We start from the raw sequence: 24808 nt of genomic DNA, 5'->3' as shown, positions 1-24808 counted from the left end.
CGTCGTTTTCGGTATAATGGAGCCAAGTTCGAGATATCGAACGAACAAAATCATGCATCCAGAGTCGGGTTATCCGACGCCAACCTGCCCTCCCGGGCAAGGTGGAAGCCTTAAGGCGATGCGGCCGATTGTCGGCAACGAAACGGGAGCGGCCTCGCCGGCACCGGTTCGATAAACACTGATCCGGAGCCCATTATGCGCGAAGCTACCTCTGCCCTCTCCCCATCCGTCTGCAAAGACTGGTCGAACTTCCTCCCCGGTTTCACGCTGACGCATACGGTTCATCTCGTGTCGGGCGTCAATCTCGGTGTCGTTTCGTCCGCGGCTGCGGTACTCGAACGCGAAACCGTCGTAGTGGACCGTTGGCTCGTCACCCGTCACGGCGAAGTTCTCGAGCAAAAAATCGTTCTCGGCGAAATGACCGAAGAGCAGGCGATTCGCCTGCGCGAACAACTCGCCGCGCTCGACGGCGTATTGCGCACGAGGATCGAGCATCATTTCGTTCGCGCCGCCGCGCCGCAACTCACTCGCGCCGCGCCCCGGCGATCTGCTGCGCCGCATTGCGCACGAGCTGCGTGAAGATCCGCGATGCCGGCGCGGGGATTCAGAACATTCAGAACAGTCAGAACTCGCTGCGGTAGGCAAACAGTCCCGGAAGTCCGCCGCTCATCACAAAGAGAATCTTCTGCCCAGCGGCATACTTTCCGGTCCTGACGTTTTCCACCAGACCCGCGAATGCCTTGCCGCTGTACACGGGATCGAGCAGCAGACCTTCGGTCGATGCCAGCAGCCGCACCGCCTCCCGCATGCTGTCGGTCGGAATGCCGTAGCCGGGTCCAAGCTGCGTTTCGTCGATCGAGACGGCATCTTCCTGCACGCGCAGTGCGGAATCGATCAGTTGGGCCGTCTGATTCGCTTTGTCGAGCGTGGTGGCGTGCGCGTGAGCGGCATTGCCGTACACGGTGAACGCGGCGACGCGCGTCGCGTCGAGACCCAACGCGACAAAACCTGCAACCAGTCCCGCATGCATGCCGCCGCTGCCGTTCGGCACCACGATGCGATCGAACGACAACTGCTGGGCGTGCGCTTGCGCGGCGATTTCGGCCGCACAGTCCGCATAGCCGAGACAGCCGACCGGACTCGAGCCGCCGAGCGGACACACATAGACGTTGCGGCCTTGCGCGCGCAATTCGTCGGCCCGCTGTTCGGCGAATTGCAGTGCGTTGGCGGAGCCGGGCAGATCGTGCACGCGCGCGTCGAATAGCGCATCGAGCAGCACGTTGCCGTTCTCCAAATAGTCGTGATCGGAACGCGGGACGGTCCGCGTCAACACCAGTTCGCACTGGAGTCCTACGCGCGCGGCGGCGGCCGCGGTGAGTCGCGCATGATTCGATTGCCGTGCGCCGACCGTGATGATCGTGTCCGCGCCGCGCGCCAGTGCTTCGCCGATCAGGAATTCGAGTTTGCGCAGTTTGTTGCCGCCGCCGCCGATCCCGGTCAGATCTTCCCGTTTGACGTAAATGTCCGCGCCACCGAGGCGCGCGCTCAGGCGCGGCAGATGTTGAATCGGCGTCGGGCCTTCGAGCAGAACATGGCGGGGAAACTTCGACAGATCGAGAGTCGTTAGCGGAGCGGAGTTCATGAGCGGTTGCAATCGGTCGGGTGGAGAACGGCGCCGAGCGATACGGGCTCAATGCGCCAACGTGCGGATTCCAGCCAGTAATCTATCAATTTCCGTGTCGGTGGTCAGATAGCTGACCGATGCCCGCGCGATTTGCGTGAGTCCGCGGCTCGTCATATCGAACGGCGTGTAGGCGACGCCGTTGCTGCCGATCGTAATACCTTGCGCCGCCAATGCGCGCCGCACCGAAAGCGAGTCGAGCCCGGCGATATTGAACGACACCAGGCCGGAACGTTCCACGCCCTGATCGAGTACCGACACGCCGGGAATCTCGGCCAGTTGCGCGCGTAGACGATTAGCGATCCGATCGATTTGCGCACGAATGTTCTCGATGCCGATTTCGAGTGCTTCATGCAGCGCATTAGCGAGGCCGCAGTGCAACGCAAGCGATGCTTCGGAGGACTCGAGACACTGCGCGTCTTTACGCAGCACCGGTTCGCCGTTGGCATCGAGTGGCGCGGAATGGGTATCGACGAAGGCCGGCGCGAGGCGCGGTAGAAAGTCCCGTCTCACGTACAGCAGGCCGGTGCCGCGCGGGCCGCGCAGTGCCTTGCGTCCCGCGCCGGCCAGCACGTCGCAGCCGAGCGCGGCCACGTCGACCGGCACCTGACCGACAGCCTGCGCGGCATCGACGAAATAGGGAATGCCGTGGCGGCGCGCGATTTGCCCGATCGCCGCGGCGGGATTGATCAGTCCGCCGTTGGCCGGCAGCCAGGTGAGCGCGATCAGGCGCACCCGCTCGTCGAGCATCGCTTCGAGCGCGCGGGGATCGACGCGGCCGGTCTCGTCGGACGGAATCGCTTCGATCGTTGCGCCTGCGCGTTGCGCGACGAGCCGCATCGTCGCGAGATTGCCGCCCCATTCGTGCCGCGCGACCAGAATGCGCTCGCCCGCGCGCCACGGACCCAGTGCCGCGAAGGCCGCGCCCCAGCCGGCCGAATTGCCGGTCGTCAACGCAATTTCGGATGGCTGAGCGTTCAATAGCTTTGCGGCGAGTGAGCGTGCGCGTTCGGTTTCCGCGGCCGCCGCCGCGCCCGCCTCCATCGGCCCGAGCGACGCTTCGCGCAATAGATGCGCGTGAATCGCCTCGACCGTCGCGCTCGACGGCAATGACGAACCGGCATGATTGAAGTGCGTAGTACTGCGCACACCGGCTATGCGTTCGCGCAATGCATCGAGCGCGGCGGCGGACAACGGAGAAGGCATTGCGGCTCCGGGGTTAATGAGGGAGATGTCGACGCGCGTCCGCGCTCACTTCTGCCACGCAGCGCCGTCCGGGAACCAGTGCCGGTCCAGCGACTCTTCGAGCATTTCAATGCTGTATCCGGGCCTTTGCGGCGGCATGTAATGGCCGTTGCGGATCACGACCGGATCGACGAAATGCTCGTGTAGATGGTCGACGTATTCGAGTACGCGATTTTCCAGCGAGCCCGACACGCAGATGTAGTCGAACAGCGAAATATGCTGCACGTACTCGCACAAACCGACGCCGCCCGCGTGCGGACACACCGGCACGCCGAACTTCGCGGCCATCAGCAACACGATGATCACTTCGTTGAGCCCGCCGAGCCGGCAACTGTCGATCTGACAGAAATCGATTGCTTCGGCCTGCAGCAACTGTTTGAACATCACCCGGTTATGACAATGCTCGCCGGTCGCGACGCCGATCGAGCCGAGCCGCCTGCGGATCGCCGCGTGGCCGAGAATGTCGTCGGGGCTGGTCGGCTCTTCGATCCACCACGGATCGAACTCCGCGAGACGGCGCATGTTCGCGATCGCTTCATCGACGTCCCACACCTGATTGGCGTCCATCATCAGCTTCAGGTTCTCGCCGATCTCCTCGCGCAAAATGCGCGCGCGCCGTACGTCCTCGTCGAGATCGGCGCCGACCTTCTGCTTGAAATGAGTCCAGCCCTGCGCGACGCCTTCGCGCGCGAGCCGGCGAATCTTGTCGTCGTCGTAACCGAGCCAGCCGGCGGAAGTCGTATAGGCCGGATAGCCGTGCGCGAGCATTTCCTTTTCCCGCTCGCCCTTGGTTTTCGCGTGACGATGCAGCATCGCGAGTGCTTCCTGCGGCGTGATCGCATCGGTCACGTAGCGGAAGTCCAGGCAGCGCACCAGTTCTTCCGGACTCATATCGACGAGCAGTTTCCACACTGGCTTACCGACGGCTTTCGCCCACAGATCCCACACCGCGTTGACGACCGCCGCGGTGGCCAGATGAATCGCGCCTTTGTCCGGGCCGATCCAGCGTAGTTGGCTATCCGAAGTAAATGCGCGCCAGAATGCGCCCATATTCGCGGCAATATCTTCGAGCTTTTTGCCGACGATCAGCGGCGTCAATGCATTCACGGCGGTCACGCAGATCTCGTTGCCGCGCCCGATCGTAAACGTCAGGCCGTGGCCGGTCAGATCGGGTGTATCGGTTTCGAGCGTGACATAGGTGGCGGAGTAGTCCGGCGCGGCGTTCATTGCGTCGGAACCGTCGAGAGAACGCGAGGTGGGAAACCGGATGTCCCGAACGGACAGCCTTGTGATCGTAGTCATGTGCACCCTCCGGGGCGATGAATGGCTAGCGGTGGTCGCCTGCGGGAGCAGGCGGATCGGCTTTACGTGCACTGTCGCGCACGCGGTTCTGGTTCACGCGGACGGACATACCAGGGAATACCAGGCACTCGTACGCGTTGACAACTCGTGATTCGCTTTCTAGCATGCTAGCATGTTGTCTCAAAATCAAGGCCTCCGTGAATTCCTCAGCCGAACTCGAGCATCCCGCCACCGACCCTTATGCGGCACTGCAAAAGGTCAAGGGTGGCGAGCGTGGCAGCTTGACCGACGCGGTCGAGGCGGCGTTGCGGGAAGCGATCGTGACGCTGGCGTTGGAGCCCGGCATGATGATCGACAAGCTGGCCGTGTGCGAACGGATGGGGGTGTCGCGTTTTCCGGTGTCGTCCGCATTGGCGAAGCTCGCGCATGCGGGTCTCGTCGAGGTTTTGCCGCAGCGCGGCACGCGGGTCAAACCGATTGCGCTCGACGACATCCGTCAGCACCTGTTTATTCGCAGCGCGCTGGAAGTCGAAACCGTGCGTGGTGTCGCGCGCCTGCACGACCGCGCGACGCTCGATGCACTGGCCAGCAATCTCGACCAGCAGCGCAGTCTGGCGGGCAGCGGCGAACGGATCGCGTTTCATGCACTCGATCTGGCATTTCATGAAATCCTGCTCGACGCGGTCAAGCTGCCGCGTGTAAAGGAAATCGTCACGGTGTCGCGCAATGCGCTGGACCGCGCGAGGCAATTGCTGGCAAGTCCCGAACGGCTCGTGCATACGCTGGAAGAGCACGAGAGCATTTTCAAGGCGCTGGCCGCCGGCGACGGCGATTCGGCCGCGAAAGCGATGCACGATCATCTCGACCAGGTGGTCGCGGAATTGCACCGCTCCGCGAAAAACAGGCCGGACCTGTTCGAGCCTTGAAAAGAAAGCGCGGCGACAGCCGCGTTGCAAGTCGCATTTGAAGTCGTTTGCAGGTCACAGTAAAAGCACTGGTGATAAAGGCAGCCGTCGACAGATCCGCACATGAACCCACTCATATCCGTCAATAAGCTTTGCAAGAGCTTTCCGGGCGTCAGAGCACTTCACAACGTCCAGTTCGAACTGATGTCCGGCGAAGTCCACGCGCTGATGGGCGAGAACGGCGCGGGCAAGTCGACGCTGATGAAGATTCTCGCCGGCGTCTATACGCGCGATTCGGGCGAGATCCTCTACGAAGGCAAGCCGGTCGATTTCCAGGGGCCGCGCGATGCACAGGCGGTCGGGATCGGCATCATTCATCAGGAACTGCAACTGATGAATCATCTGAGCGTCGCGCAGAACATCTTTATTGGCCGCGAACCGCGCAAGCATTTCGGACTGCTGCTCGACGAAGACAAACTCAATGCGCAGGCGCGCGAGATTCTCGGCCGCATGCACGTGAAGCTCGATCCGCGCACGCTGGTCGGCTCGCTGACGGTGGCGAGCCAGCAGATGGTCGAGATCGCCAAGGCGCTGTCGTTCGATTCGCGCGTGCTGATCATGGATGAGCCGACTTCCGCGCTCAACGATGCCGAGATTGCCGAGCTATTCCGTATCATCCGCCAGTTGAAAGAACGCGGCGTGGGCGTCGTCTATATCTCGCACAAGATGGACGAGCTCAAGCAGATCACCGATCGCGTGACGGTGATGCGCGACGGCGAATACGTGGCGACGGTGCCGACCGAAGGCACCAGCGTCGAAACGATCATCGGCATGATGGTGGGACGCACGCTGGCCGATATCGAGCCGGAGCAACGCGCGCCGGCGCAGGGCGCGCTCGCGCTCGAAGTGAAGAATCTGGTGGCGGGTCCGCTGGTGCGCAACGTCAGTTTCGAATTGCGGCAGGGCGAAATACTCGGCTTTGCCGGCTTGATGGGCGCGGGCCGCACCGAGGTCGCGCGCGCGGTGTTCGGCGCCGATCCGGTCGAATCCGGCGAGATCTTCGTGAAAGGCGCGAAAGCGTCGATTAAAAAGCCGAGCGATGCGGTGAAACGCGGGATCGGTTATCTCTCTGAAGATCGCAAGCGCTTTGGGCTGGCCACCGGAATGGATGTCGAATCGAACATCGTGATGTCCGATCTCGGCAAGTTCCTGTCGTTCAATATGTTCCTGCGCCGCGGCCAGATCCGCAAACGCGCGCAGCACTTCATCAAACTGCTCGCGATCCGCACGCCGTCCGCGACCCAGCAGGTGCGGCTGCTGTCCGGCGGCAATCAGCAAAAGATCGTGATCGCGAAATGGCTCGAACGCGATTGCGACGTGTTGTTCTTCGACGAACCGACGCGCGGCATCGACGTCGGTGCGAAAAGCGAAATCTACAAGCTGTTGCGCTCGCTGGCCGCGCAAGGCAAGGCGATCGTGATGATCTCGTCGGAGCTGCCCGAAATTCTGCGTATGAGCGATCGAATCGTGGTGATGTGCGAGGGCCGCATTACCGGCGAGTTGTCCGCCGGCGACGCGACCCAGGAGCGCATCATGCATCTCGCGACGCAGCGCGAATCCCTGAAAACGGCTTAAGCCCGACGAGGTTCAAGACATGACATTGCAAACGGATACGGCGGCGCTCGACAACGAACGCCGGACTTCCAGCCTGAAGGCCCGCATCTTCGCGCCGACCGCGCTGCAAAAGATGCTTGCGTTCGCGAGTCTGATTCTGCTGCTGGTGTTTTTCAGCTTCGCGTCGCCCGCTTTCATGCAGATGGACAACATCCTCGGCATTCTGCAGGCGACCGCGGTCAACGGCGTGCTGGCGATTGCCGCGACCTTCGTGATCATTACCGGCGGGATCGATCTGTCGGTCGGCACGCTGATGACGTTCACCGCGGTGATCTGCGGCGTGTTTCTCACTTATTGGCATCTGCCGATGTGGGCCGGGGTACTCGCGGCGATCGCGACCGGCGCGGTGTGCGGGACGGTCTCGGGCACGCTGACCGCGAAAATGAAGATTCCGCCGTTTATCGCGACGCTCGGCATGATGATGTTGCTGAAAGGTCTTTCGCTGGTCGTCTCGTCGGACAAGCCGATCTATTTCACCGACACCGAGAACTTCTACCGCATTTCGCAGGACTCGCTGATCGGCTATTTCCTGCCGAGCGTGCCGATTCCTAACGCGGTGCTGATCCTGTTCTTTCTCGCGATCGTCAGCTCGATTACGTTAAATCGCACCGCGCTCGGCCGCTATACGTTCGCACTCGGCAGCAATGAAGAAGCGGTGCGGCTCTCCGGCGTCAATGTCGATCGCTGGAAGATTGCGATTTACGGCGTGGGCGGCGCGATTTGCGGGATCGCCGGTCTGCTGATCGCATCGCGTCTGAACTCCGCGCAGCCGGCGCTCGGCCAGGGCTACGAGCTCGATGCGATTGCCGCGGTGGTGATCGGCGGCACTTCTCTGAGCGGCGGCGCGGGCACGATTCTCGGCACGATCATCGGCGCGTTCATCATGAGCGTGCTGACCAACGGACTGCGCATCATGTCGGTCGCGCAGGAGTGGCAGATCGTCGTCACCGGTCTGATCATCATTCTGGCGGTCTATGCGGACATCTTGCGGCGCAGCCGCAGCCGCGCAGGTTGACGCGGGAAAACAGAGCAACAGAAAAGGGAGCCCGCGCAGGCTCCCTCAAATGGCTTGATAGCCCATCCATAGGAGGAGGCCCCATGTTGAAGAGAAGACTAATCGGTATCGCGGTCGGTGTCGGCGCGTTGGTTGGCGGAAGCGGTCTCGCATATGCGGACCAGCCTTATATTCCGCTGATTTCGAAGGGCTTCCAGCATCAGTTCTGGCAGGCCGTCAAATCCGGCGCCGAGCAGTCGGCGAAGGCGAACAACGTCCGCATCACGTTCGAGGGACCGGAAACGGAAGCGATGGTCGACAAGCAGATCGATATGCTGTCGGCCGCGCTCGCGAAGAAGCCGCAGGCGCTCGGTATTGCCGCGCTCGACAGCAAGGCCGCGATTCCGCTGCTCAAGCGCGCGCAGAACGACAAGATTCCGGTGATCGCATTCGACTCGGGCGTCGATAGCGATATTCCGCTGACCACCTGTTCGACCGACAACGTCGCGGCCGCCGCGCTCGCCGCCGACAAGATGGCCGAGCTGATCGGCAATGCCGGCGAAGTCGGCGTGATCGTGCACGACCAGACCAGCCGGACCGGCGTCGACCGGCGTGACGGTTTCGTCAATCAGATCAAGTCCAAGCATCCGAACATCAAGATCGTGTCGGTGCAATACGGCGCCGGCGACCACCTGAAATCGGCGGAAATCGCCAAGGCGATGATGCAGGCGAATCCGAATCTGAAGGGCATCTTCGGTGCGAACGAAGGTTCGGCGGAAGGCGCGGCGATTGGCGTGAAGGAGGCGGGCAAGAAACTCGTGCTGATCGGTTTCGACTCCGGCAAGGAGCAGAAGGAGAACATCAAGTCGGGCCTGATGGCCGGCGCGATCACGCAGAACCCGGTCGGCATCGGCAAGTGCACGGTCGATTCCGCGGTGAAGGCGCTGCATGGCGAGAAGCTGCCGAGGAATATCGACACGGGCTTCTTCTGGTACGACAAGACCAATATCAACGACCCGAAGATCGCCGCGGTGCTGTACGACTAAGCGGTTCGCGCGCCTCGCTCGCGGGGCGCGGCGGCGCGTTTCAGCAAAAAGAGGAAGAGCCTGGCTCTTCCTCTTTTTTTGCGCGTTCACCGCGTTCACCGCGTTCACCGCGTCCGCCGTGCTGCGCGCCAGAGCCTGCCACGGCCTGCCGCCGTTGCGGCGCATCAACCTGCGGGTAGGCGTGCGCGGCGCGAGCCGTTCGACGCCTCCGGGGGCCATGCGCAGGCAGCGAATGGAGCAATGCTTCAAACAAACGTATGGAATTATGACGTGCGGCGATTGCGCGAATTGATCTGATATTTTACATTCTCGTAATCGTTGAATCGCACGGCGACCCACGTGCCGGTTCGACCCACTAACCGCTGAATGCGCAGGTCATGGCCTTTACCGAACCAAGGTCTCCATTTTTCAAGTGGGTGGTGTCTTCCGCTCAGAACCTGAGTCCGGATAACCGGCAGGTTCTGCTTGCCAATCTGTTTACGCGCACCGCGTCGATCATCTTTGCGTCGATCTGCGAACTCAGCGTTTGCGCGACCGCGTTCTATCTCTATCCGATTCCGCTTTATGCCGCGTGGGGCATTGCCGTCGTCGCGTTGCTGATTGCGCGGCTCGTGCTGATCTGGCTATGCCGCACGCGTGCCGCGCAAGGCCGGCCCACGCCGACTTCCGCATTTCTGTTCGCGAGTTTGCTGTGGAGCGTGCTATTCGGGTTTGGCACGTTACTGTGCAATATCAGCGGAAATCCCACGCTTTTTCTACTCGGAAACGTTTGCGCGGTCGGCGTGATCGGCGGACTGGCCGGACGCAATGCGAGTACGCCGCGGCTCGCGTTATTGCAGATCGTCTTTATTCTGAGTCTTCTGAGTATCGGCGCGGCGATGTCGCCCGGTAACGGCAAGCTCGTGCTGCTGTTTCAGGCGCCGTTTTGCGCGGCCGGCTTTTTTACCGTTGCATTACGCAGCAATCGCGATACGGTGGCGTTGCTGCTCGCGCGCGAGAACAGTCATCGGCTTGCGCGCCAGGATAGTCTGACCGGCTTGCCGAATCGCGCGCGCATCAGCGAACTGTTGTTCGAGCGCACCGGCAAGGGCTCGACGCGCCAGGATCAGCCGTTCGCGGTGCTGCTGATCGATCTGGACGGTTTCAAGGCGATCAACGACAGCCTCGGCCATGCGGCCGGCGATCAGATTCTTCAGGAAGCGGCGAGCCGGTTGCGCGAATTGCTGCCGGGCGGCGATCAGGTCGGCCGGCTCGCGGGCGACGAGTTCGTCGCGATCGCGGACGGCGCCGCGGAGGAGCGCGACGTGCGGGTACTGGCCGATCGCATCGTCAGAGTACTGGCGCGGCCCTTCGTGCTGAGCGAGGCGCTCGTGCATATCGGCGCGAGCGTCGGCGTCGCGCTGTATCCCGAGCATGCGAAGACCGGGCCGCAATTGCTGATTTGCGCGGATCGCGCACTGTATGCGGTCAAGCGCAACGGCAAAAGCGCGTTCGTGATGTTCGACGCCGAGAAGCACGTGTCCGACGAGAGCCTGAGTCTGCTGCGCAGCGATCTGGAAGGTGCGCTGAAGTCGTTTAGCGGGCTGCGCATCGAATATCAGCCGATCGTCGACCTCGCCAGCGGCGCGGTGTCGGGCCGCGAAGCACTGCTGCGCTGGAATCATCCGACGCGCGGAGAGCTGTCGCCGTCCGCCTTTATTCCGACCGCCGAGCGCACCGGGCTGATCCTCGCATTGGGCGAATGGGTATTGCTGCAGGCATGCATGGAGGCGGCGACGTGGCGCGACAAGGTGATCGTCGCGGTCAACGTGTCGCCGGTGCAGTTGCGCGAGGAGTCGTTTGCGTCGACGGTGACGGCGATTCTGCGCAAGACGCGGCTTCCGCCGATGCGGCTCAATCTCGAAGTGACCGAAACGGCGCTATTGAACGACGACGAAGTGACCCGCCGCAACATCATGCGCTTGCGTGCATTGGGTATCGGCCTTGCGCTCGACGATTTCGGCACCGGCTTTTCGACGATGTCGACACTGGTGCGTTTCTCGTTCGACAAGCTGAAGATCGACAGCTCGTTTGTCAGGGAAGCATTGCATCGCCGCGAGTCGGCGGCCGTGGTGCGAGGCATCGTCGCGCTCGCGCGCGAGATCGGCATGCCGACCACGGCCGAAGGGATCGAAACCCAGGAGCAGCTGAACTTCGTGCGGGTGTGCGGCTGCACGCATGCGCAGGGTTATCTGCTCGGCAAGCCGATGTGCAGCGATGAAATCGAGCGCAGCGACGCCGCGGTCGATATGCCGGTCGACTACAGGAGCTGACGCGCGAGCGCCTGGTTCCTCGTTGCGCCACGCAGTAGTGCCAGTCACGTTATCGAGGTCGCGATGTCTTCTGCGCTGCAATTTCAACTCCGTATTACCGCCTCGACGGAACTGGCGAAATCATTGCGCGCGGATCCGTCGGGCGCGACCTGTCCCGCGCTCGGCGAATTGTTGAGTGAGCATCGCGCGACGCTCAAATGCCAGTTCGATGCATTCGCGGACTACGTGAGCGAAGCCGAAAAAGCGGGCACTGAGAACTTTCGGCTATATCAATGGACGCGGCAGACCATCGAGAACCCGCAGAAGAAACAGAAATATCTGCATTCGTTCACGATCTATGTGAATGGCGACGAGGTGTACGGCAAGGAGGTTGCCGATGCATTGGAAGCGGGACTATCGAAACTCGCGGATCGAAATGAAATTGTCAGTTTTTCCCGCTACGACACGAATCCCGCGAACAATCCGCAGCCGCCCGCGCAGTAGCAGCGTAAATCGCTATTCGACTGCTTAATTGCCGCTTTTCGGTGACTAATGTAAAACCCATTAACATTTAACGACACCGCCGGACGTTCGTGAGACGATGCGCTTTCACTTATTTTTGTGGGAGCGCGTGATGGGACTTCTGGACGAAGTGGGCAAGATCGCGGGTGCGGTGGCAGCCGTTGAAGCAGCGGAAAAAGTCGACCCGGAAGCGGGGCTGCTGACCAAAGGGATCGCGGCGATCGCCGGTTTCGAAGGCGCTGGCAAGCTGGAATTGCTGCTGGAAAAGAAGGAAGAAGACGCGCAGGACGCCGACAGCGCGCAAGCCTCGGACGATACGAGCGCACAGACCTGAGTGCAAACCGGGTAGTCGAGCCGGTTGCATGCACGGGACTCAATACCGCGATGCACCGGCCGCCCGGCGGTTGTTTTTCAAGTACCCTTCAGTTTCAAATCCCCTTCAGGCCGATCGAAACAGAATGCCGTTTCGATATCCGCATTAATTCATTCGTTTTCCTTTCGTCGGCTGTCATTCAGATAATGGCAGGCGAGTCTGTTCGCTCATTTTCTGTTCCGAAGTTTTCATCGAGCTGTCATCGCCGTGCGGCTACGATCGTTCGTCTTCACCGTCCGCGCTCGCGCCGCGGCGCGTTGTTTTGCGCTGGCATTCTTCCACCTCAACAACAACACCGGACATGTCGAACAGAAAGAACACCAACGCTTCATCCGCCGATGAACAGGGCGCCTCGATCGTTTCACGTCGCGGCTTTCTGAAGTTCGCCGGCGTCTCGGGTCTCGCCTCGGCGGCAGGCGCGCTCGCGTCGAGTGCGCGCGCTGCGAATAGCGGCACGCCCGACGGCACGCCCGAACAGATCCATCTGACGTGGGGCAACGATCCGACCAGCGAAGTAACGGTGTCGTGGTCGTCGCTTGCGCCCGCGGTCAATCCGCAGGTGCGTGTGAGCGGCAACGGCCGCGACCACGGCCGGCACATCGTGCACGCGGTGCAAAACAACTACACCGACGGCCTCAACGGCGAGGTCGTATTCAACTATCACGCGCGTCTGCGCGATCTGAAGCCGGACACGAACTACCAGTACGAAGTGACGGCCGATAACGACAGCAACGGATCGCAGCCTTTCAGCGCGAGTTTTCGCACCGCGCCGCGCGGCCGCGTGCCGTTTCGCTGGACCAGCTACGGCGATCTCGCGACGCCGAATACCAACTGGGTGTTGTCGTCGCCGCAAAGCCGCTTCGCGGTGCAGGCGGTCGAACGCTTCCAGCCGCTGTTCCATTTGCTGAACGGCGACCTGTGCTACGCGAATCTGAATCCGCTGCAGCAACCGGAAGTGTGGCGCGACTTCGGCAACAACGCGCAGAGTTCCGCGTCGATGCGGCCGTGGATGCCGTGTCCGGGCAATCACGAACTCGAATTCAACAACGGCGAGCAGGGGCTTGCGTCGTATCTGTCGCGCTACTCGCTGCCCGACAATCACACGCGTTTTCCGGGCCGCTGGTATAGCTTCCGGGTCGGCTCGGTGCTGTTCGTATCGCTCGACGCGGACGACGTCGTCTATCAGGATGCCGCCGCATTCGTCGCGGGCCCGGCGCCGTTGACGCCGGTTGCGAGTACCGGCAATGCGCCGATTCCGGCGGGTACTTCGCTTTACGTGCGCGGCTATAGCAATGGCGAGCAGACGCGCTGGCTCGAAAAAGTACTGCAGCACGCGGCGCACGATAACGACGTCGACTGGATCGTCGTGCAGATGCATCAGGATGCGCTCAGTTCTTCGCAGACCGGCAACGGTTCCGACAAGGGCATTCGAGAAGCGTGGCTGCCGCTATTCGATCGCTATGGCGTGGACCTCGTGGTGTGCGGCCACGATCACGATTACGAGCGCAGCTATCCGGTGCGCGGCTGCAATCACAACAAGGGCGCGGACATTGCGACGGGGCGCCCCGTCGATACGTTGCAGCCGAAGCCGGTGATGTCGGCGGTCTCGGCCGGCGCGTCGACGTTCGATACGAGTCACGGCACGATCCACCTGATTCTCGGCGGCGGGGGCACCAGCGCGCCGCTCGACGTGTACGGCGTCGATGCCGGCACGGGTCTGCCGCAGGCGCGCATCTTCACGAAACCGAATCGTCCGGTACCGTCGACCACGGCTCCCGGCACTTTCGTGCGGGCGAGCGCCGATGCGGTGGAAGATGCAATCTGGTCCGCGCAACGCGACACCGGTACCGGCTACGGCATCGCCGTATTCGATTACGATCCGGGCGAGCATGGCGGCGAGACGAAGATCACGATGAGCTATTACCACGCGCCGGGTGCGGATCAGACGCCGACGCCGGACTACGAACTGTTCGAGAAGATCGAATTGAAAAAGAAACGGCGCGGGTAATAGAAATAGAACCCATCGAACACGCCGGCATCCGCAGAAAGGCCGCTCGCAACGAGTGGCCTTTTTCTTTTCGCTCTTTTCACTCTATTCGCGCGTAGCGGCCTGCGATTACAAATCCGAAAAAATTACCGGCTCCGCTTCATTTTGTTACACGTCTTACCGGCTTGGAATCGGCTGGTTACAGCCAGCTTTCGATCGCCCCGTTATACTCGGCGCCGTCTTACTCCAAAACACAAAGAGCCGATATGTCGAAGAAAATCATCCAGATGGTTGCCGTGGCAGCGTTGACCGCCGCGGCGTCGTTGCCGGCACTGGCCGGCGATATGAACAACATGCTCGGCGGCGCGGTCGGCGGTGTGGCCGGCGCGGCACTCGGCGGCGCGGTCGGCGGCAGCACCGGTTCGGTGATTGGCGGCGCGCTCGGCGGCGGCGCGGGTGGCGCGGTCACGTCGAATCGTCGTGAGCGTACCGGCGCGATCATCGGCGGCGCACTGGGCGGCGGCGCGGGTACCGCGGCCGGCAACGCGATGGGCGGCCGTACCGGCGGCCTCGTCGGCGCGGCGCTCGGCGGCGGCGCGGGCTCGGCACTCGGCGGCAACATCTCGCGCTCGAACTCGTACGCGGATGACCGCTCGCGCGGCTACCACGGCGGCAAGCGCCATCATAAGCATCGTCGCTACGACGACTAAAAGCGCTTTACAGCGGCGCTACGTGCTCGCGTCTGAATGACGAGCGGGCGCGGGCGCCGCCTCTATAATCGGGCGTGTTCAATTCCAATAACGCGCATTCAATACGCCCGACATGAGACTTTCCTCCTCGCTTCTCCCCGCCGCAGTACTGCTGTGCGCCTCTCCCGTTTTCGCCCAACAGCTCGCGCCTCGCGACGAATTCTTCTGGCTCGGCGAAATCAACAAAGCCACGCTGGTTATCAATACCGACGAAGGTCTGCTCGATAAATCGATGGCGCCGCGGCTTGCCGCCGGAGTCGCGAAAGTCATTGCCGACGGCAATCAGCCCGGCGCAAAACGTCCGTCGACGGTCATTACATTCGAGCCGTTGCTGATCAAGGCGGCCGGTGAAGACGTCACGTTGTTGCACGCGGGACGTTCGAGCCAGGACATGCATGCCACGTATCGTTCGGCGATTCTGCGCGACGATCTGCTGAATCTCGCCGACCAGTTGAACAGGACCACCGCGACGCTGGTCGGTCTTGCGGATCGGTATTCATCGACGGTCGTGCCGAACTATACGAACGGCGTCGCCGCGCAGCCCAATAGCTATGGCCACTATCTGCTCGGTTTCGCGGCCGGGCTCGACCGCGACGCGCAGCGCATCCGCGAGGCGTACGTGCGGGTCGATCGTTCGTCGATGGGGACGACGGTGCTCAACGGCACCAGCTGGCCGTTGAATCGCGAGCGCATGGCGCACTATCTCGGCTTCAATGCGATCGTCGACAACGCGTACGACGCGGCGCAGATTTCATCGGTCGACGAACCGGTCGAGGCGAGCGCGCTCGTCACCAGCGTCGCGCTGCATACCGGCAGTTTCATTCAGGACGTGATGACGCAATACGCGCAATCGCGGCCGTGGATCCTGTTGCAGGAGGGCGGCGCCAATACTTATGTGTCGAGCGCGATGCCGCAAAAGCGTAATCCCGGGCTGCTGATTCGCACGCGCTCGCAGGCGTCGAGCGCGTTGTCGCAGGCCGAGGGCGTGGTGTTGCAGGCGCATAATCTGCCGCCGGGCATGGCCGATCCGAAAGACGAGAAGGCGAACACCGAGATGATCGACAGCGGTATCGCGGCGCTGAAGGGCTGGCAGACGGTGATGAATGCACTCGTGATCAACCCGGACCGCGCGCTCGAAGAACTCAATAGCGACTGGACGGCCTCGCAGGAAGTGGCCGATGTGTTGATGCGCAAGTACAAACTGCCGTTCCGCGTCGGCCATCATTTCGCGTCGAACTTGGTCGGGTATGCGCGGCAGAAGGACATCAAGCCGCTCGATTTTCCGTATGCGGACGCGCAGCGTATCTATCGCGAGACCGTCGCGAATACGCCCTACGCGGGTGAATTGCCGATGAGCGAAGCCGAGTTCCGCTCGACGCTCGACCCGGTTGCGATCGTCAATCATCGCGCGACGGTGGGCGGGCCGCAGCCCGCGGAAATGGCGCGGATGTTGAAGGAAGCGAAGGCGCGCGTCGCGCAACAGCAGAAGTGGATCGATGGGAATCGCCGGCATATCGATGATTCGCTGGCGAAGCTGGACGGGGATTTTAATCAGCGGTTGGGGCGCTGACCCCACCACTCACCCATGCAACACCAGCTTCTGAATCCGCCAGTTCAGCAACTCCGCGACAAATAGCGTGTTCTCCGCCGGGCACGCCATCTGATGAATCCAGCCGAACTGCTTCGGCTGCTTACCAGCCTTGCCGAGTACCCCGAGTACTTTTCCATCGAGCGAGAGTTTGTAAATGCGGCCCGGAAACGCATCGGCGGAATAGAGTACTTGCTGCGGTCCCGGCGAAATACAGATCGCCCACGGCGAGCCCGGCGCGAATGTGCCGGCGGCAATCTCGGCTTCACTCGGCATATTGCCGATTGCCGGCCGCGCATCCGGCGGCACCGGCACATCGATCGTGAACTGGCGCAGAAACGTGCCCTCGGTATCGAATACCTGAATCCGCCGGTTGCTGCGATCCGCGACATACACGTGGTCGTTCGCATCAACCGCGATGCTGTGCGGCGTATGGAATTGCCCCGGCCCGGTGCCTCGATCGCCCCACGATTTCAACCAGTTGCCGTCGCTATCGACCTTCGCGACGCGCGAGTTGATATAGCCGTCGCTAATGTAGGTATTGCCGGCTTTGTCCCACGCGACGTCGGTGACCTGGCGAAAACGCCCGGGTTCGGCAGGCAACGGCGGATTCGGATGCTTGAGCGGCGCGGTGTCTTCGTCCGACGCTTCCTGCTTGCGTCCGAATACCATCGCGACGCGGCCTTCCGGCGTGAACTTGATCACCATGTCCGAGCCTTTGTCGGTGACCCAGATGTTGTCGTGCCGGTCGATTTTCACCGTGTGCGCGAACGACCATGCATACAGGTTGTGGCCGATCTCGCGCACAAAGCGGCCGTCGGGCCCGAACTCGAGCAATTGCGCGGCGGCCGCGCCATACGCGGGGCCGGTCGTGTTGCCGCGCGACAGCACGAAGATGTGCCCGCGCGAATTGAGCGCGACGCCCGAGCATTCGCCGAAGTACACGTCGTTGGGCAAACGTACCGGATTGGCAATCGAGTCGTAAGCGATCGAAGGAACGTCCGGCGTGTCCGCCGCGAATGCGCCCGGCATCGCGAGGCTCGCGGCGCTGCCGGCCAGCAGGCTCATGAAAGTTCTGCGGCTCATCGCCCGATGTTCGGCGCTGCCGCAGCATGGACAGAACGACTCGTAGCGCTCATTCATTGGCTGTCTCCTGGTGGTCCGTACAGAGAGGTTCGCATGCACAAATGTGCAAACGTGCAACGAAAAGCGTAGTGCACAAAACGCCCGATCGCTAAGTCGGCGGCGGTATCGGTATGTGAGCTTATGCGTAAGCTATCTGAAACTTATGCGTAACCCGCGCGCGGGTGCTGCGAAGCGCACGAACGGCGAGCGTCTGTTTGCTACTATGTGAAACCCCGGCTGCACGGGCCTCACCAACACACAGGAGATTCGAATGAGCAAAGGTTATTGGGTATCGTCGTACCGCAAGACGAACGACCCGCAAAAACTCGCCGCTTACGCGCAACTGGCGCCGGCCGCGGTGGCGGCTGCCGGCGGCAAGTTCATCGTGCGTGGCGTGGCGGACGAGGCCCGCGAGCAGGGTCTGAAAGAGCGCACCGTCGTGATCGAGTTTCCGAGTTACGAGGCGGCGGTCGCCGCTTATGAGAGCGAGGAATATAAAAAGGCGCTGGCCGCATTGGGCGATGGCGTCGAGCGCGATCTGCGCATTGTGCGTGGCGTCGAATAACGCTTTAGAACTGGCTGCAAACGGATAACACCCGGATGACGAACGGTTCGCCCGCGGCTCACCGCTGATTCACCAACCGACCGCGGCGAATCTCTCGCGCGGCGCCGCTTTCGCCGGCGCCGCGCGAATCTTCTCTGAAGCTCATTTCACCGCGCCGAGCGCGAGCCCCTTCACCATATAGCGCTGCAACCACGCGAATACGACCGATACCGGCAACGTCGCGCACAGCGTCGCGGCCATCACCAGGTGCCATTGCACCACGTATTTACCGGCGACCATATCGGTCACCTGCACGGTCAGCGTTTTGTTTTCCGGCGAACGGATCAGCGTATAAACGACCGCGAATTCATTCCACGCATTGATGAACGTAAAGATCGCGGTCACGACGATGGCCGGCACCGCGAGCGGCAGAAACACTTTGAATACCGCGCGCGTGCGGCTGCAGCCTTCGAGCCATGCGGATTCTTCGAGATCTTGCGGGACCGTCTGAAAGTACGACGACAGCATCCACACCGCGAACGCGATATTGAAAGCCGCATACGAGACGATCACGCCGATCTTCGAATCGACCAGGTTGCCGTCGCCCCACGGGATCATCGCGGCCAGCCGGAACAGGCCGACCACCAGCAGGATCGGCGAGAGCATCTGCGTGATCAGCAGGAACTGGCTATAGAGACCGCGTCCGCGAAACGGAAAGCGCGCGAGCGCATACGCGGCGGGCAGACTGACCGCGAGCGCGAGCAACGTGGACAGCGTGCTGATAATCGCGCTGTTGCGCAGCGCGACGCCGAAATTGGCCGCGGTCCACATATCGATGAAATTGCGCCATTGCCAGTGCATCGGCAGCCAGCGCGCCGGATAAACGAAGATCTCGGAGGCGGGCTTCACTGCGGTAAAGAACATTACCGCGAATGGAAATAGCACGACGATCACGAGCGGCGTCAGCGCGAGCCAGCACCACAGCGAGCGTTTGGTTTTCGCGCTCAGACTCATGACGGCGCTCCTTGTTTCGCGCGTTGCAGACGCAGATAGGCGATCGAGAACACGAACAGCATCACCAGCATGATCAGCGACACCGCCGCCGCTTCGCCCGGACGGCCGAGCCGGAAGCCGAGCTCGTACAGATAGGTGACGAGAATGTGCGTGCTGTTGTCGGGGCCGCCTTGCGTCATCACCCAGATGATCGGAAACGAGTTGAACACGTAGATCACGTTCAGCAGGATCGCCATGTTGATGAACGGGCGCAGCAGCGGCATCGTCAGTTGGCGAAACTGTTGCCACGCGCTGGCGCCGTCGATGCGCGCCGCTTCGTAGATATCGCCCGGCACCGACGAAAGTCCGCCGAGAAAAATCGTTACCGTGAATGGAATCGACACCAGGATACCGACCGCGATTTCGACCGGAAACGCGAATTCCGGCGTCGCGAGCCAATGGATCGGACCGCCGATCAGCCCGAGCCGCTGCAACGTCACGTTGACCATTCCGTAGTCGTCGTTGAAGGCCCAGCGCCAGACCACGGCGGTCATCGTCAGCGACACCGACCACGGCAGCATCACGATCGTGCGCGCGATCCCGCGGCCATAAAAGTCCTGATTCAGAATCAGCGCGACAGGGACCGAGATCAGCACCGTGCCGCCGACCACGCATACGGTCCAGACGATCGTACGGCGCGCGGAAGCGACGAACACCGGGTCCTGAAACACGTTGATGAAATTCTGCAGGCCGGTGAAATCGCGAATCGCGCCGAAGCGCGACACTTCGTGCAGCGATTGCCACACGATGTTGAAAATCGGATAGCTGATGATGAACAGCGCGAGCACGAGGCTCGGCGCGATCAGCAGCCAGGGCGTGTGCGGGCGCGGGGAAACGGAACGGCTCATGCGTGCTCGATCGTAAGACGCGCCTTCTCGAAGAGCGGGCGCGACGGAATGGGCGTCGGAGTACTTTCAGATAGAACCGGTACAGCGCGAAACACGCGCACCGCCGTCGCAGCGGCGGCGCGCGTCACGCCTTCAGACAGTCAGCGTGGGACCGCCACCTATCAGTGCCCCAGCGACTTGTTCGCCTGGGTCGCCGCCGCATTCAACGCGTCGGCCGGTTGCGCCTTGCCGAGATAGATCGCCTGCATCGAATCGGTCACGGCCTTCGCGGTGTCTTCCCAGCCGGTCACGGTCGGCGCGAAGTGCGCGGTCGGCAGCAGCGCGATAAACGCTTTGGTGTCCGGATCGTTGAATGCCGGGTCGCTCGCTTCGGCCTTGGTGGTCGGCAGGAAACCCTCGGTCTTGGTGAACTCGACGCGCGGCTCCTTCGTGAACAGATAGTCGAGGAACTTCCACGCGCTCTTCTTCACCTTCGAGTTCTTGAACATCACGATCGAGTCGGTGACCGCGTAAGTGGCGTGGGTGGTGCCCATCGGCACCGGGTCGATCCCGTACTTCAGATTCGGTGCTTCCTTCGCGATCTGCTTGGCGAGGAACGGTGCGGAGATCACCATCGCGACGCGGCCCTGCTTGAACAGGTTCTGCACGTCTTCGCGGCTATAGCCGGTCACGCCCGGTTGAGTCAGACCCTGATCGATCATCTGCTTGTACATCGTCGCGGCCTTCACGCCGGCCGCCGAATTGAACGCGGCCTTGCCGTCCTTGCCGACCACGTCGCCGCCCATCGTCCACAGCGCGTAGTAATAGTAGACGTCGGTTTCGATTTCCTTGCCTTGCAGACCGAAGCCGGCCACACCCTGTGCTTTCAGCTTCTTCGACGCATCGATCACTTCATTCCAGCTCTTCGGGCCGTCCGGATAGCCGACCTTCGCGAGCAGGTCCTTGTTGTAGTAGAGCGCGCGCGCGGACGCGGCGATCGGCAGCCCGTAGGTCTTGCCGTTGATCTGACCCGGCGCGAGGAACGGCGCGATGAAGCGGCCCTTGAAGTTCGCGTCCATGTAGCCGTCGAGCGGTTCGGCGACGTCGTCCTTCACGAAGTCGAGCAGCCAGCGCGTGCCGACGATCGCGAGGTCGGCGTTGGCGTTGCCGGAGATATCCGTTTGCAGCTTCTGTTGCAGCGTGTCCCAGTTCACGTCTTCGATCTTGATGGTCGTGCCGGGATTGGCCTTCTCGAAGTTGCGGGCCATTCTTTCGAAGTACGGCGCGGTCGCGTCGCTGTAGTGCGCGACGGTGACGCGGACCGTGTCGGCATGAGCCGAGACGGCGATACCAGCAAACGCGAGCGCCACGGCGACTTTGCCTAGCGCGAGGGAAGCACGGGCATGCAACGACATTTTTCTCTCTCCTGTGGGTGGTTTGCCGCCGTCGCCGGCCGCCTTGGGTTGAATTGTTTGAAAAAATCCTACATGACGAAAAATAGCTTGTCACGTAGGGTCTGCGATATTTTTTCTCCTTCTGTTTTGTGCATAAGATGCTGTAAAACATGGAGTATTTCGCATTGCGTGATTGATTGAAAACCCACTCTTCGGGATTGCCAATCAGTTTGCATTGTCAGGCTTGTAGGAAATTTACAGCGCGGCCATGTCGCCGAAGCGGGCGGCGGAACGCGACGGCAAGAAGTCCGAAGTAGCCGGAAATCGCACGCGACGCGGGCGAAAAACGGCGAGTAAAAGTCCGCCGCGACGAGAGGCGAGCGGCGAGCGGCGGACTAACCAGCGAGGCTCAGATGAATCGTGTGGTGTTGATAACGGGAGCATGCGGCGGAATCGGCAGCGTGTTGTGCAAGCGTTTTGTCAGCGAGGGCGACGCGGTGCTCGCGCTCGACATCGACGCGGCCGCGTTGCAGTCGCTCGCCGCGCAGCTCGGCGCGGACAAGGTCACGCCGGTCGTCGCCGATCTCGGCGATGCCGCCGCGGTGCAGCAAGCGGTGGCCGCGGCGGTCGCGCGGCGCGGGCCGGTCGACGTGCTGGTCGCGAACGCGGGCGCCGCTTTCGGCACGACGCTCGCGAATACGGATGCGGCTAGCTGGCAGCGCGACATCCATCTGAATCTGAACGGCACCTACCACACGGTCGAGGCGGTGCGCGCGTCGATGATCGAACGGCAGCGCGGCGCACTGGTCCTGATCGGCTCGGTGAACGGACTGGCCGCGCTCGGCCATCCGGCGTACAGCGCGGCGAAGGCCGGTTTGATCAGTTATACGAAAGCATTGGCAATCGAGTTGGGACGTTATGGAATTCGCGCGAACATCGTGTGTCCGGGCACCGTGAAGACCCAGGCGTGGCAGGCGCGCGTCGACAAGAACCCGCAGGTGTTCGAGGATCTGAAGAAGTGGTATCCGCTGCGCGACTTCGCGACACCCGACGATATCGCCGACGCGGTGCTGTTTCTCGCGTCGCCGATGGCGCGCGTGATTACCGGCGTCGCGTTGCCGGTGGACGGCGGGCTGATGGCCGGCAATCGGCTGATGGCGCAGGAACTGACGCTCGAATCGCTGTGACGGCGAGCACGCATCGACTGGACGCACTGACCTGACGCACCAACCCAAACCGCGGCAACACAATGAGGACAGCATGGCAGCAGTGCAACTGAGCGGCATCTTCAAACGCTATGGCGACACCCAGGTGGTGCACGGCATCGACCTCGACATCGACGACGGCGAGTTCGTCGTGCTGGTCGGACCGTCCGGTTGCGGCAAGAGCACGCTGATGCGGATGGTGGCCGGGCTAGAAGAGATCAGCGGCGGCGATCTGCTGATCGGCGGCACGCGCGCGAATACATTGCCGCCGCAGCAGCGCAATATCTCGATGGTGTTCCAGAGCTATGCGCTGTACCCGCATCTGTCGGTCTACGACAACATCGCGTTCGGCCCCAAAATTCGTCGGGAATCCTCTGCTAGTTTCAAGCCGCGAATCGACGCCGCCGCGAAGATGCTGAATCTGAGCGGTTATCTGGACCGGCTGCCGCGCGCGCTGTCGGGCGGTCAACGGCAACGGGTCGCGATGGGCCGCGCGGTGGTGCGCGAGCCGTCGCTGTTCCTGTTCGACGAACCGCTGTCGAACCTCGACGCAAAGCTGCGCGTGCAGATGCGCACCGAAATCAAGGCGCTGCATCAGCGGCTGAAGAATACGGTGATCTACGTCACGCACGATCAGATCGAGGCGATGACGATGGCCGACCGCATCGTCGTGATGAACGCGGGGCGGATCGAACAGATCGGCCGGCCGCTGGAACTGTACGACCGGCCGGCGAATCTGTTCGTCGCGAGCTTTCTCGGTTCGCCGTCGATGAACTTCGCCGAAGGGACGATCGTCAACCGTTCGCAGGGCCACGGCCTCGCGTTGAGACTGGGCGACGGCAGCGAAGTGGCGCTCGAGCGGGCGCCCGCGTCGGCGACGCCAGGCGCGAAGGCGACGCTCGGCGTGCGGCCCGAACACATCGAAATCACCGCGCAGATTCCGGACGCGGTGCTCGACGTCGAAGTGGTCGAGCCGACCGGCGCGGAGACGCACCTGTACGGGAAAATCGGCGGCACCACGTGGTGCGCGACGACGCGCGAGCGCTCGAAGATCGAGCCGGGGCAGCGGGTCGCGCTGCGTTTGCCGGCCGAACATATTCATCTGTTCGATACGGAGAGTGGACGCAGGCTGGTCTGAACCGCGTGTTGCGGCGTGGGATCGACGCGCATCGAGCGAAGTCGAACCGGGCCGCAGAAGCTGCGTGCAACGCGGATTCCCTATGTAAACAGACCCAAAGGAACACCGGGTGTCCGCACCGAACTTGATTCCCCACATCCGCGGCGCACTGACGAGTCTGCGGCCCGCCGAGCGCAAGGTCGCCGAGATGGTGCTGGCCGACGTCGACTTCGCGATGCGCGCGAGCATCACCGAACTCGCGCAGCGTGCTGAGGTGTCCGAACCTTCGGTCACGCGCTTTTGTCGCGCGATCGGCGCGCACGGTCTGCGCGACTTCAAGATGCAACTCGCGCAGAGCGTGGCGGGCGGACTGCCGTATGCATCGACCGCGGTCGCGCGCGACGACGATGTGCAGACGTTGCTGAACAAGGTCGGCGAGGCGGCGATCGACGGCATCACGCATGCGCGCGGCGCGCTCGATCCGGCCGTGGTCGAGAGTGCGCTGGCCGCGTTGTCGAGCGCGCGCCGAGTGTTTTTCTTCGGCGTGGGTTCAGGCTCGGGACTGGTCGCGCAGGACGCGGCGCTGCGTTTTCTGCGCATCGATATCGCGGCCGCCGCGTTTACCGACGGTCATTTGCAGCGGCTTTACGCGGGGCTGATGGAACCCGGCGACGTCGCGTTCGCGATCTCGCATTCGGGCCGCAGCGTCGAGGTGAACGAAAGCATTCAGATCGCGAAGGAGCGCGGCGCGACCACGATCGCGCTGACCAATGTCGGTTCGCGGCTTGCATGGCTGGTCGATATTCCGCTGCTGCTGCGAGTGCCGAGTCCGATCGATCCGAATACGCCGGGTGTGTCGCGGCTCGTGCATCTGTGCATCATGGATGCGCTGGCGATCGGCGTCGCGTTGAAGGCCGGACCGCAGACGCTGGAGAAGATGCGGCACGCGAAAGCGCGGTTGATGCCGCATGAGCCGGAGGGGGCGGGGTAGGAGAGTACGTCGCCGCCAATTTGCACATAGCGACGTTTTTCGCTATTGACAAATAACCCGTCCCAGCCACACCATCCCTTAACCCCGCCACCGGCATCACGACCACACACAACGCGGGGCGAGACATCTCCCCCAGCACCGCCCGCGCTCCGCTTGCAGAAGCCGCCCGGCCGTCTCGCCTCACGTCCTCACCCA

General features: G+C 62.3%; 22 protein-coding genes and 1 riboswitch. Of the genes, 15 read left to right on the top strand and 7 right to left on the bottom strand.

Features of this window, described 5'->3' with window-relative positions:
* Positions 1-49: 49 nt before the first annotated feature.
* Positions 50-152, top strand: a riboswitch (SAM-I-IV-variant riboswitch).
* Positions 153-195: 43 nt separating this feature from the next.
* Complete coding sequence (locus tag BTH42_RS35665) at positions 196-579, top strand: hypothetical protein (protein WP_178392259.1); 384 nt, start codon at positions 196-198, stop codon at positions 577-579.
* A gap of 43 nt (positions 580-622) precedes the next feature.
* Here the strand turns inward: BTH42_RS35665 and BTH42_RS29410 are convergent, their stop codons facing one another.
* From BTH42_RS29410 to BTH42_RS29400, 3 genes are read right to left on the bottom strand one after another with little or no spacing between them, the layout of a single operon-like run.
* A complete protein-coding gene (locus BTH42_RS29410) occupies positions 623-1642 on the bottom strand; it encodes a D-cysteine desulfhydrase family protein (protein WP_075304698.1) in 1020 nt (339 codons plus the stop codon).
* 48 nt (positions 1643-1690) lie between these two features.
* A complete protein-coding gene (locus BTH42_RS29405) occupies positions 1691-2887 on the bottom strand; it encodes an aminotransferase class V-fold PLP-dependent enzyme (protein ID WP_075304697.1) in 1197 nt (398 codons plus the stop codon).
* Between the two features lie 45 nt (positions 2888-2932).
* Positions 2933-4228, bottom strand: coding sequence for an L-fuconate dehydratase (locus BTH42_RS29400; RefSeq protein WP_075304696.1), 1296 nt, complete (start codon positions 4226-4228; stop codon positions 2933-2935).
* A gap of 164 nt (positions 4229-4392) precedes the next feature.
* Between BTH42_RS29400 and BTH42_RS29395 the strand changes: the two genes are divergently transcribed.
* From BTH42_RS29395 to BTH42_RS29350, 10 genes are all read left to right on the top strand, one after another.
* Positions 4393-5154, top strand: coding sequence for a GntR family transcriptional regulator (locus tag BTH42_RS29395; protein ID WP_075304695.1), 762 nt, complete (start codon positions 4393-4395; stop codon positions 5152-5154).
* A gap of 102 nt (positions 5155-5256) precedes the next feature.
* Complete coding sequence (locus tag BTH42_RS29390; protein ID WP_075304694.1) at positions 5257-6768, top strand: sugar ABC transporter ATP-binding protein; 1512 nt, start codon at positions 5257-5259, stop codon at positions 6766-6768.
* A 19-nt stretch (positions 6769-6787) separates the two neighbouring features.
* On the top strand, positions 6788-7822 hold the full coding sequence (locus BTH42_RS29385; protein WP_075304693.1) for an ABC transporter permease: 1035 nt from the start codon (positions 6788-6790) through the stop codon (positions 7820-7822).
* Between the two features lie 83 nt (positions 7823-7905).
* Positions 7906-8847 (top strand): ABC transporter substrate-binding protein, encoded by a 942-nt coding sequence (locus BTH42_RS29380; protein WP_075304692.1) that lies wholly within the window; start codon positions 7906-7908, stop codon positions 8845-8847.
* A gap of 377 nt (positions 8848-9224) precedes the next feature.
* On the top strand, positions 9225-11159 hold the full coding sequence (locus tag BTH42_RS29375) for a bifunctional diguanylate cyclase/phosphodiesterase (RefSeq protein WP_075304691.1): 1935 nt from the start codon (positions 9225-9227) through the stop codon (positions 11157-11159).
* A 63-nt stretch (positions 11160-11222) separates the two neighbouring features.
* Positions 11223-11642, top strand: coding sequence for a hypothetical protein (locus BTH42_RS29370; protein ID WP_075304690.1), 420 nt, complete (start codon positions 11223-11225; stop codon positions 11640-11642).
* Between the two features lie 130 nt (positions 11643-11772).
* Positions 11773-11994, top strand: a complete 222-nt coding sequence (locus BTH42_RS29365) for a hypothetical protein (protein WP_075304689.1) — start codon at positions 11773-11775, stop codon at positions 11992-11994.
* Between the two features lie 340 nt (positions 11995-12334).
* Positions 12335-14041, top strand: a complete 1707-nt coding sequence (locus BTH42_RS29360; protein WP_075304688.1) for a metallophosphoesterase family protein — start codon at positions 12335-12337, stop codon at positions 14039-14041.
* Between the two features lie 245 nt (positions 14042-14286).
* A complete protein-coding gene (locus BTH42_RS29355; protein ID WP_075304687.1) occupies positions 14287-14730 on the top strand; it encodes a hypothetical protein in 444 nt (147 codons plus the stop codon).
* A gap of 112 nt (positions 14731-14842) precedes the next feature.
* Complete coding sequence (locus BTH42_RS29350; protein ID WP_075304686.1) at positions 14843-16339, top strand: argininosuccinate lyase; 1497 nt, start codon at positions 14843-14845, stop codon at positions 16337-16339.
* Between the two features lie 9 nt (positions 16340-16348).
* On the opposite strand, the gene BTH42_RS29345 is transcribed toward BTH42_RS29350, so the two are convergent.
* Entirely contained in the window at positions 16349-17500 is a 1152-nt protein-coding gene (locus BTH42_RS29345) for a peptidyl-alpha-hydroxyglycine alpha-amidating lyase family protein (RefSeq protein WP_075304685.1), read from the bottom strand.
* A gap of 253 nt (positions 17501-17753) precedes the next feature.
* Here BTH42_RS29345 and BTH42_RS29340 point away from each other — a divergent pair, with 253 nt between their 5' ends.
* Entirely contained in the window at positions 17754-18047 is a 294-nt protein-coding gene (locus BTH42_RS29340; protein ID WP_075304684.1) for a DUF1330 domain-containing protein, read from the top strand.
* 141 nt (positions 18048-18188) lie between these two features.
* On the opposite strand, the gene BTH42_RS29335 is transcribed toward BTH42_RS29340, so the two are convergent.
* The 3 genes from BTH42_RS29335 to BTH42_RS29325 all read right to left on the bottom strand — a co-directional run bounded on the left by BTH42_RS29335 (position 18189) and on the right by BTH42_RS29325 (position 21321).
* Positions 18189-19040: a carbohydrate ABC transporter permease gene (locus BTH42_RS29335; protein WP_075304683.1), complete on the bottom strand. Its 852-nt coding sequence runs from the start codon at positions 19038-19040 to the stop codon at positions 18189-18191.
* On the bottom strand, positions 19037-19927 hold the full coding sequence (locus tag BTH42_RS29330) for a carbohydrate ABC transporter permease (RefSeq protein ID WP_075304682.1): 891 nt from the start codon (positions 19925-19927) through the stop codon (positions 19037-19039). The genes BTH42_RS29335 and BTH42_RS29330 overlap by 4 nt, the downstream gene beginning before the upstream one ends.
* A 161-nt stretch (positions 19928-20088) precedes the next feature.
* Complete coding sequence (locus BTH42_RS29325; protein WP_075304681.1) at positions 20089-21321, bottom strand: sugar ABC transporter substrate-binding protein; 1233 nt, start codon at positions 21319-21321, stop codon at positions 20089-20091.
* A gap of 392 nt (positions 21322-21713) precedes the next feature.
* On the opposite strand from BTH42_RS29325, the gene BTH42_RS29320 reads away from it, so the two are divergent.
* From BTH42_RS29320 to BTH42_RS29310, 3 genes are all read left to right on the top strand, one after another.
* The gene (locus tag BTH42_RS29320; protein WP_075304680.1) at positions 21714-22487 is read left to right on the top strand and encodes an SDR family oxidoreductase; all 774 of its coding nucleotides are present in this window, start codon (positions 21714-21716) and stop codon (positions 22485-22487) included.
* A 73-nt stretch (positions 22488-22560) separates the two neighbouring features.
* Positions 22561-23643, top strand: a complete 1083-nt coding sequence (locus BTH42_RS29315; RefSeq protein WP_075304679.1) for an ABC transporter ATP-binding protein — start codon at positions 22561-22563, stop codon at positions 23641-23643.
* A gap of 109 nt (positions 23644-23752) precedes the next feature.
* Positions 23753-24613 carry a MurR/RpiR family transcriptional regulator gene (locus BTH42_RS29310; RefSeq protein WP_075304678.1) on the top strand — a complete coding sequence of 287 codons (861 nt, stop codon included), beginning with the start codon at positions 23753-23755 and terminating at the stop codon, positions 24611-24613.
* Positions 24614-24808: the final 195 nt, after the last annotated feature.

Origin of the sequence: Burkholderia sp. SRS-W-2-2016, from assembly GCF_001931485.1 — a bacterium.
In the GTDB taxonomy this organism is placed as follows: Bacteria; Pseudomonadota; Gammaproteobacteria; order Burkholderiales; family Burkholderiaceae; genus Paraburkholderia.
This window is presented reverse-complemented; position numbering and strand designations above follow the sequence as displayed.

Coding starts and splice junctions, on each gene's coding strand:
- BTH42_RS29400 (WP_075304696.1), bottom strand. CDS start 4,228: ATGACTACGATCACAAGGCTGTCCGTTCGGGACATCCGGTTTCCCACC.
- BTH42_RS35665 (WP_178392259.1), top strand. CDS start 196: ATGCGCGAAGCTACCTCTGCCCTCTCCCCATCCGTCTGCAAAGACTGG.
- BTH42_RS29405 (WP_075304697.1), bottom strand. CDS start 2,887: ATGCCTTCTCCGTTGTCCGCCGCCGCGCTCGATGCATTGCGCGAACGC.
- BTH42_RS29340 (WP_075304684.1), top strand. CDS start 17,754: ATGAGCAAAGGTTATTGGGTATCGTCGTACCGCAAGACGAACGACCCG.
- BTH42_RS29330 (WP_075304682.1), bottom strand. CDS start 19,927: ATGAGCCGTTCCGTTTCCCCGCGCCCGCACACGCCCTGGCTGCTGATC.
- BTH42_RS29350 (WP_075304686.1), top strand. CDS start 14,843: ATGAGACTTTCCTCCTCGCTTCTCCCCGCCGCAGTACTGCTGTGCGCC.
- BTH42_RS29335 (WP_075304683.1), bottom strand. CDS start 19,040: ATGAGTCTGAGCGCGAAAACCAAACGCTCGCTGTGGTGCTGGCTCGCG.
- BTH42_RS29385 (WP_075304693.1), top strand. CDS start 6,788: ATGACATTGCAAACGGATACGGCGGCGCTCGACAACGAACGCCGGACT.
- BTH42_RS29315 (WP_075304679.1), top strand. CDS start 22,561: ATGGCAGCAGTGCAACTGAGCGGCATCTTCAAACGCTATGGCGACACC.
- BTH42_RS29365 (WP_075304689.1), top strand. CDS start 11,773: ATGGGACTTCTGGACGAAGTGGGCAAGATCGCGGGTGCGGTGGCAGCC.
- BTH42_RS29390 (WP_075304694.1), top strand. CDS start 5,257: ATGAACCCACTCATATCCGTCAATAAGCTTTGCAAGAGCTTTCCGGGC.
- BTH42_RS29320 (WP_075304680.1), top strand. CDS start 21,714: ATGAATCGTGTGGTGTTGATAACGGGAGCATGCGGCGGAATCGGCAGC.
- BTH42_RS29370 (WP_075304690.1), top strand. CDS start 11,223: ATGTCTTCTGCGCTGCAATTTCAACTCCGTATTACCGCCTCGACGGAA.
- BTH42_RS29360 (WP_075304688.1), top strand. CDS start 12,335: ATGTCGAACAGAAAGAACACCAACGCTTCATCCGCCGATGAACAGGGC.
- BTH42_RS29375 (WP_075304691.1), top strand. CDS start 9,225: ATGGCCTTTACCGAACCAAGGTCTCCATTTTTCAAGTGGGTGGTGTCT.
- BTH42_RS29355 (WP_075304687.1), top strand. CDS start 14,287: ATGTCGAAGAAAATCATCCAGATGGTTGCCGTGGCAGCGTTGACCGCC.
- BTH42_RS29325 (WP_075304681.1), bottom strand. CDS start 21,321: ATGTCGTTGCATGCCCGTGCTTCCCTCGCGCTAGGCAAAGTCGCCGTG.
- BTH42_RS29410 (WP_075304698.1), bottom strand. CDS start 1,642: ATGAACTCCGCTCCGCTAACGACTCTCGATCTGTCGAAGTTTCCCCGC.
- BTH42_RS29380 (WP_075304692.1), top strand. CDS start 7,906: ATGTTGAAGAGAAGACTAATCGGTATCGCGGTCGGTGTCGGCGCGTTG.
- BTH42_RS29395 (WP_075304695.1), top strand. CDS start 4,393: ATGCTAGCATGTTGTCTCAAAATCAAGGCCTCCGTGAATTCCTCAGCC.
- BTH42_RS29345 (WP_075304685.1), bottom strand. CDS start 17,500: ATGAATGAGCGCTACGAGTCGTTCTGTCCATGCTGCGGCAGCGCCGAA.